We start from the raw sequence: 7,411 nt of genomic DNA on the forward strand, positions 1-7,411 counted from the left end.
CACCCCCGCCGAGCCCACGCTCGACCAGCCCGTCGTCAGGGCCACGGTCTCCCCCACGGTGACCATCACCCTGTCCGCGTCCGAGCCCCCGGTGACGCCGGATCCGCGCCAGCCCAGCCTGCTGCCGGAGCCCGAGCAGCCGCCGGAGGAGACCGAGATTCACCGGTTCGACCTCACCGCCCCCGGCGCCCCCGCGTACGCGGCCTCGGGCAAGGTGCCCGGACGCCTGCTGAACCAGTACGCGTTGTCGGAGCACGACGGCCACCTCCGCGTCGCCACCACGCTGAACTCCGCCGACGACCGCACCAGCTCCAGCTCCGTCCACGTGCTGCGGGCCGACACCATGGCCCAGGTGGGCGAGGTCGGCGGCCTCGGCAAGGGCGAGCGCATCTACTCGGTCCGGTTCATCGGCCCGGTCGGCTACTGCGTGACGTTCCGCCAGGTGGACCCGCTCTACACCCTCGACCTGCGCGACCCGGCGGCTCCCAAGGTGACCGGCGAGCTGAAGATCACCGGCTATTCGGCGTACCTGCACCCGGCGGGCGAGGGGCGCCTGATCGGCATCGGCCAGGAGGCCGGCGAGCAGGGCAGGACGCTCGGCACGCAGGTCTCGCTCTTCGACGTCAGCGACCCGGCCGCCCCGCGCCGCCTGTCGCAGCTGTTCCAGAAGGACTCCGGCTCGGGCGCGGAGTGGGACCCGCACGCGTTCCTGTACTGGCCGAAGACCGGCCTGTCGGTGATCCCGCTGACCACGCAGGACGACTCGGGCGCGCTCGCGCTGCGGATCGACGACGCGGGCGTGACGGAGCTCGGCAGGATCTCCCACCCCGCGCAGGAGCAGGGCAGGCTGCGTTACCAGCCCGGGATCCAGCGCTCGCTGGTCATCGGCGACGCGCTGTGGACGCTCTCCCCCGAGGGCGCACAGGTCAACGACCTGACGACGCTCGAACGGGAGGCGTGGATCCCGCTGCGGTGAGCGATCAAGGGGTGCCGATTCGTAGCGAATCGGCACCTTTTTTATGGACATTTCCCGACAAGCGGTGAAAGCTTTACTGACAAGCGTCAGTCGGGATCAGGCATCCTCGGTCCCCCTCCGGAAAGGGAGCACGCTGCCATGCGATCACTCACCCCCCTGCTCGCATTGCTCGCCGGCGCACTCGCGTTACCCCTGACACCGCTTCCCTCCTCGGCGGCCGCCGCCCCGGAAGGCACGTACATCGTGCAGCTCGACCCCTCGACGCGCGCGCCCCGCGGCGCCGCCGAGGACCAGGTGACCCGTCTCGGCGGCCAGGTCGTCGGCGTCTACGAGCACGCCTTCAAGGGCTACACCGCCCGCATGAGCGCCACCGCCGCCGAGCAGCTCAAGCGCAACCCGAACGTGCTCACCGTGGAGCCCGATGCCGAGGTCACCGCGTTCGCCCAGACCGTGCCCTCAGGCATACGGCGGATCTTCGGCCCCGACAACCCCAACCTGGACATCGACGGCACCGACGACGTGCGGATCGACGTGGACGTCGCCGTCGTGGACAGCGGCGTCGACCACACCCACCCCGACCTCGACGTGGTCGCCCGGGCCAACTGCCAGAACGGCGTCTGCCGCAACGACTCCGGCACCGACGACAACGGCCACGGCACGCACGTCGCCGGCACCGTCGGCGCCCTCGACAACGCCATCGGCCCGGTCGGCGTCGCGCCCGGCGCCCGCATCCACGGCGTGAAGGTGCTGAACGCGGCCGGCTCCGGAAGCCTGTCGGCCATCGCCGCCGGCATCGACTGGGTGGTGGCGCGCGCCTCCACCATCGAGGTCGTGAACCTGAGCCTCGGCTGCGACGGCTGCTCCAGCAGCGCGATCAGCCGGGCGATCACGAACGCGGTGAACGCCGGCATCGTCGTCGTGGTGGCCGCGGGCAACAGCTCCGCGAACACCGCCTCGTTCTTCCCCGCCAACCACCCTGACGTGATCACGGTCTCGGCGATGACCGACAACGACGGTTTGCCGGGCGGCGCCGGGGGCAGCACGCTCTCGTGCCGCAGCGAGACCGACCGCGACGACACCGCGGCCTTCTACTCCAACTACGGCTCCACCGTGGAGATCACCGCGCCGGGCACCTGCGTCTACTCGACCTGGCGCAACGGCGGCTACGGGACGAGCAGCGGCACCTCGATGGCCAGCCCCCACGTGGCCGGCGCGGCAGGCATCCTCACCTCGGGCGCCCGCAAGCCGACGACGCGGGAAGGCTCGCTGGCGGTGCGCGGCGCCCTGATCGCGAGCGGCAACGCGAACTGGACCGACGACTCAGGCGACGGCGTCAAGGAGCCGCTGCTCGACGTGCACGACGCCACGCTCTTCCCGCCGGCGACGTGACCTGAGAGCCATCCAGGAACGGGCGGTCCGCGGTTCCCGCAGCGCCGCGGGCCGCCCCGAGCCCTGCCGCGTCAGGAGTCCTCGGGCGCGACCACGGGGACGATCTCCGGCGCGCCCAGCCTGATGGCGTCGGCCTCCTGGTCGGAGTCCTGCTCCTGCGAGCGGCGCTCGGACTCCACGCGCTTGGCGTAGTACTCGACCTCGCGCTTGACCTGCTCGCCGTCCCAGCCGAGCGGCTCGGCCATCAGCTCGGCGACCTCCTGCGCCACCGCGAGCCCGCGGTGGAAGGTCTCGATGGAGATGCGCGTACGCCGGGTCAGCACGTCGTTGAGGTGCCTGGCCCCCTCGTGGGTGGCGGCGTAGACGATCTCCGCCCGCAGGTAGTCGTCGGCCCCCGGTAGCGGGCGGCCCAGCGACGGGTCGCGCTCGATCAGCCCCAGCACCTCGTCGATCAGCGAGCCGTGCCGCTGGAGCAGGTGCTCGATCCTGGCCACGTGCAGCCCTGAGCTCTGGGCCAGGCGGTGACGGGAGTTCCACAGCGCCTGGTAGCCCTCGGCCCCCACGAGCGGGACGCGGTCGGTGCACGAGGCAGGCACCCGCTGGTCGAGCCCGTGGACGACGGCGTCCACGGCGTCCTTCGCCATGACCCGGTACGTCGTGTACTTCCCGCCGGCGATCATCACCAGGCCCGGCACGGGGTGCGCCACCACATGCTCCCTGGACAGCTTGGAGGTGTCGTCGGACTCGCCCGACAGCAGCGGCCGCAGCCCGGCGTAGACGCCCTCCACGTCGTCGCGCGTCAGCGGCACCGACAGCACGGCGTTGACGTGGTCGAGTAGGTAGTCGATGTCCGCCCGGGAGGCCGCGGGGTGGCTCTTGTCGAGCGTCCACTCGGTGTCGGTGGTGCCGATGATCCAGTGGCGGCCCCACGGGATCACGAAAAGCACCGACTTCTCCGTACGCAGGATGATCCCGGTCAGCGAGTGGATCCGGTCGCGCGGCACCACCAGGTGGATGCCCTTGGAGGAGCGTACGTGGATCACTCCCCGGCCGCCGACGAGCTCCTGGATGTCGTCGGTCCAGACGCCGGTGGCGTTGACGACCTGCCGGGCGCGGATCTCGAACTCCTCGCCGGCCTCCAGGTCGCGCACGCGCACGCCGGTGACCCGCTCGCCCTCGCGCAGGAACCCGACGACCTGCGCCCTCGGCGCGACGTGGGCGCCGTACGTGGCCGCGGTGCGCAGCAGCATCATCACGTAGCGGGCGTCGTCGACCTGGGCGTCCCAGTACTGGACGGCGCCGGTGAAGGCGGTTTTCTTCAGCGCGGGGGCCAGCCGCAGCGCCCGCGACCTCGACAGGTGCCGGTGTCCGGGCACGCCGCGGGTGAGCCCGGTGGCGAAGCCGAGCGTGTCGTAGAGGGCGACGCCGGCGCCGACGTACGGGCGCTCCCAGGCGAAGTGGGTCAGCGGGAACAGGAACGGCACCGGCCTGACCAGGTGCGGCGCGATCCGCTGCAGCAGCAGGGCGCGTTCCTGGAGCGCCTCGCGTACCAGCTCGAAGTTGAGCTGCTCGAGATAGCGCAGCCCGCCGTGGATCAGCTTGGACGAGCGCGAGGACGTGCCGGAGGCGAAGTCGCGCGCCTCGACCAGCCCTACGTCGAGGCCGCGGGTCGCGGCGTCGAGCGCGATCCCCGCGCCCACCACGCCGCCGCCCACCACGACCACGTCGAGCTCCTGCGCGACCATGCGCTCCAGCGCCTCGGCGCGCTCCGCGGGCCCGAGACGGGCCGCGCCCCTTCCCGACGTCATAGCTCCCCCAATGTCGTCTGCCCCCCGATACCTACCCTTCGGGCCCATGCCACGTAACGCCCGATACGTCCGGATTAGCTAGGCGCGTACGACCTTGACGCCCGCATCGGTGAATCGGCCCGCGAGTTCGTCGGGGAGCCGGGCGTCGGTGACCAGCGTGTCGATCTCGCCGATCGGGCAGATGCGGGAGAACGCCCGCCGCCCCACCTTGGAGGAGTCGGCCACCACCACGACGTGCGCGGCGCGGCCGATCAGCAGGTGGTTGACGCTGGCCTCACCCTCGTGGTGGGCGAAGGCGCCCAGCTCGACGTCGAGCGCGTCCACCCCCAGGAACGCCACGTCCAGCGTCACCTGCTCCAGCACGCCGTTCGCCAGCGGCCCGATGAGCTCGTACGACTGCTGCCTGGCCACCCCGCCGGTCACCACGATCTTGACGTGCTGCCGGACGGTCAGCTCGGCGGCGATGTTGAGCGCGTTCGTGACGATCGTGAAGCCGCTCTCCAGCGTCGACAGCGTGGCGAGGGCGCGCGCCAGCTCGGACGTCGTGGTGCCGCCGTTGAGCCCCACCACCGCGCCGGGCGTGACCAGCTCGGCCGCGGCGGCCGCGATGCGGTGTTTCTCGTCGGCGTGCCTGGCGGTCTTGTAGCGCAGCGGCAGATCGTAGCTGACGCTCTGGGCGACCGCGCCGCCCCGCGTGCGCATGAGCATCTGCTGCTGGGCGAGCTGGTCGAGATCCCGCCGGATCGTCGCCGTGGACACGTCGAGCGCCCGCGCGGCCTCCTCCACCGACAGCCTGCCCTCCCGGGCCAGCAGCTCCAGGATGGCGTTCCAGCGGTCGTAGCGGGACACGAGAGCCTCCCTAGGGGACGAGGTCAGAGCAAGGGTGGCACACCCCAGGACGCCAGGCGAACACTGCCCATTTCTGCTCTTTTTTGGTATAAAGCCAGCAGAAACAATCAATCATGCGGAGGTAAGCGGTGACCACCCACACCGAGGCCGAGATCGCGTCCCAGCCGTCGTGCTGGCGGCGCGCCGCCGACGGCGTACCCGCCGACGCGCTGCCCCGCCCCGGCGAGCGGGTCGCCGTCGTCGGCTGCGGCACGTCCTGGTTCATCGCGATGGCGTACGCCGTGCTGCGCGAGCAGGCCGGGCACGGCGAGACCGACGCCTTCGCCGCCTCCGAGTTCCCCGCCGGGCGAGCGTACGACCGCGTGCTGGCCCTGTCGCGCTCGGGTACCACGACGGAGGTGCTGGAGCTGCTGTCCAGGACGGCGACCGCCACCACGGCCATCACCGCCGACCCCGACACGCCGATCATGTCCGCCGCGGACGAGGTCGTCGTCCTCGACTACGCCGACGAGCGCTCGGTCGTGCAGACCCGCTTCGCCACCACGCAGCTCGCCTTGCTGCGCGCCAGCCTCGGCGAGGACCTCACGCAGGCCATCGCCGACGCGGAGCGGGCCGTCGCCGAGCCCCTCCCCGAGGAACTGGTGAACGCCGAGCAGTTCAGCTTCCTCGGCACCGGCTGGTCGGTCGGCCTGGCCCAGGAGGCCGCGCTGAAGATGCGCGAGGCGTCCCGCTCGTGGACGGAGGCGTACCCGGCGATGGAGTACCGCCACGGCCCCATCAGCATCGCCGCCCCCGGCCGGGTCACCTGGATGCTCGGCGCCGCCCCCGAGGGCCTGCGCGCGCAGGTGGAGCAGACCGGCGCGACGTTCGTGGAGTCGGGGCTCGACCCGATGGCCGAGCTGATCCGCGCCCAGCGGGTGGCCGTCGCGCGGGCCTTCGCCCGCGGTCTCGACCCCGACGAGCCCCTGCACCTCACGCGATCTGTGATCCTTTCTTCATGAGCCTCACACTTGCCGACGCCCGGATCGTGACCCCCGCTGGAGTGCACGAAGGGTGGCTGACCATAGAAGACGGCCGCATCACCCATGTCGGCCACGGATCCGCCCCGGGTCCCGGCCTCAGCCTGGGCGGCCGGTACGTCGTGCCGGGGTTCGTCGACATCCACAACCACGGCGGCGCGGGCGGCTCCTTTCCCACCGGTGACCTCGACAAGGCGCGTGACGCCGTGGCGCTGCACCGGCGGCACGGCACCACCACGACGGTGGCCAGTTTGGTGACCGATCCGGTCGGCAGCCTGAGCAGGGCGGCCTCGGCGCTGGCCGAGCTGTGCGATGAGGGGCTGCTGGCGGGCATCCACTTCGAAGGTCCGTACATCGCCAAGGCCCGCTGCGGCGCGCACGACCCGACACTGCTGCGGGAGCCGTCGCCGCGGGAGCTCGCCGAGCTGCTCAAGGCCGGGCGGGGGCACGTGCGCATGGTGACGATCGCGGCCGAGCTGCCCGGGGCGCTCGACACGATCCGCATGGCCGTGGCCGAGGGCGTCATCGCGGCCATCGGCCACAGCGACGCCGACTACGAGCAGACCATCGCCGGCATCGAGGCGGGCGCGAGCGTGGCCACCCACCTCTACAACGCGATGCCGCCGCTCGGCCACCGCGCGCCGGGCCCGGTGGCGGCGCTGCTGGACGACGAGCGGGTGACGGTCGAGCTGATCAACGACGGCGTGCACGTGCATCCGGCCATGCTGCGGCTGGCGTACGAGGTGGCCGGGCCGGGCCGTACGGTGCTGATCACCGACGCCATGTCGGCCACCGGGCTCGGCGACGGCGACTACCTGCTCGGCTCCATGCGGGTGCGCGTGGACGACGGCGTGGCGCGGCTGGTCGAAGGCGGTTCGATCGCGGGCTCCACGCTGACGATGGACGTCGCGTTCCGGCGCAGCGTGCGCGAGGTCGGCATGTCGCTGCCCGACGCCGTGCAGGTCGCCTCGCTGACGCCGGCGCGGGTGCTGGGCCTGGCCGACCGGATCGGCTCGATCGCCGTCGGCAAGGCGGCCGACCTGGTGGTGCTCTCCGGCGCTCTGGAGGCCGACGGCGTGATGAAGGACGGCGTCTGGATCACGGAGCCCTGATGATCCTCACGGTGACGCTCAACCTCGCCCTCGACGTGACGTACGAGGTGCCGCACGTCGACTGGAACGGCGTCAACCGCGTCGGCGCGGTGCACCGGCGCGCGGGCGGCAAGGGCGTCAACGTGGCCAGGGTGCTGGCGGCGCTCGGTCGCGACGTCCTGGTGACGGGCCTGGCGGGCGGCCCGACGGGCCGGTCGATCGAGGACGACCTGCGCGCCGCCCGCCTCCCCACCGCCCTGACCCCCATCACCGCCGACT

At 72.1% G+C, this 7,411-nt stretch carries 7 protein-coding genes; 5 read left to right on the forward strand and 2 right to left on the reverse strand.

The window, feature by feature from the left end:
* Positions 1 to 976: beta-propeller domain-containing protein (locus E1286_RS44455; protein WP_187368319.1), on the forward strand; the 976-nt coding region annotated here is incomplete at its 5' end.
* 138 nt (positions 977 to 1,114) lie between these two features.
* Entirely contained in the window at positions 1,115 to 2,365 is a 1,251-nt protein-coding gene (locus E1286_RS44460; RefSeq protein WP_132623018.1) for a S8 family serine peptidase, read from the forward strand.
* Between the two features lie 71 nt (positions 2,366 to 2,436).
* Here the strand turns inward: E1286_RS44460 and E1286_RS44465 are convergent, their stop codons facing one another.
* Both E1286_RS44465 and E1286_RS44470 read right to left on the reverse strand, forming a co-directional pair.
* Positions 2,437 to 4,173: a glycerol-3-phosphate dehydrogenase/oxidase gene (locus tag E1286_RS44465; RefSeq protein WP_132623020.1), complete on the reverse strand. Its 1,737-nt coding sequence runs from the start codon at positions 4,171 to 4,173 to the stop codon at positions 2,437 to 2,439.
* 78 nt (positions 4,174 to 4,251) lie between these two features.
* Complete coding sequence (locus E1286_RS44470; RefSeq protein ID WP_132623022.1) at positions 4,252 to 5,022, reverse strand: DeoR/GlpR family DNA-binding transcription regulator; 771 nt, start codon at positions 5,020 to 5,022, stop codon at positions 4,252 to 4,254.
* Positions 5,023 to 5,150: 128 nt separating this feature from the next.
* On the opposite strand from E1286_RS44470, the gene E1286_RS44475 reads away from it, so the two are divergent.
* The 3 genes from E1286_RS44475 to E1286_RS44485 all read left to right on the forward strand — a co-directional run.
* On the forward strand, positions 5,151 to 6,023 hold the full coding sequence (locus E1286_RS44475) for an SIS domain-containing protein (protein ID WP_132623024.1): 873 nt from the start codon (positions 5,151 to 5,153) through the stop codon (positions 6,021 to 6,023).
* A complete protein-coding gene (gene nagA / locus E1286_RS44480) occupies positions 6,020 to 7,153 on the forward strand; it encodes an N-acetylglucosamine-6-phosphate deacetylase (protein ID WP_132623026.1) in 1,134 nt (377 codons plus the stop codon). Before E1286_RS44475 ends, nagA begins: the two co-directional genes overlap by 4 nt.
* On the forward strand, positions 7,153 to 7,411 hold a 259-nt coding region (locus E1286_RS44485), incomplete at its 3' end, for a PfkB family carbohydrate kinase (RefSeq protein ID WP_246075684.1). The genes nagA and E1286_RS44485, both read left to right, overlap by 1 nt.

Origin of the sequence: Nonomuraea terrae (assembly GCF_004348995.1) — a bacterium.
Lineage (GTDB): Bacteria > Actinomycetota > Actinomycetes > Streptosporangiales > Streptosporangiaceae > Nonomuraea > Nonomuraea terrae.